At 59.4% G+C, this 271-nt stretch carries 1 protein-coding gene; it reads right to left on the reverse strand.

Annotation, left to right across the window (positions count from 1 at the left end):
- Positions 1-271, reverse strand: a 271-nt coding sequence (locus tag PZC42_RS21355) for a transposase (RefSeq protein WP_277214153.1), incomplete at both ends; no start/stop codon positions are given.

Here is a 271-nt window from a genome sequence, read left to right on the forward strand (position 1 = left end):
GTTCGCGAGCCACCGCGATCGCCGCCACATTCCGCTGTTTGCCTTTCTCGTACACGAGATGCTGAAACTTCCGATGCAACCGTTTCTGAGCCTTCCAAGCAATCGCCCGTACTTCGTCGGAGACCTTGGCGTTGCGGGCTCTCAAGGCTTTGCTCATTCCAGCCGGCCTGAAGTAATGCCAGGCCGCTTCCACCAGAATGCGGCGGACGTGCCGGTTGCCCGTCTTGGTGATCGAACCACGTTGTTTCCGCTGACCCGACGAAGACTCGCT

The sequence above is a fragment of the Isoptericola croceus genome (genome assembly GCF_029382255.1).
Lineage (GTDB): Bacteria > Actinomycetota > Actinomycetes > Actinomycetales > Cellulomonadaceae > Isoptericola > Isoptericola croceus.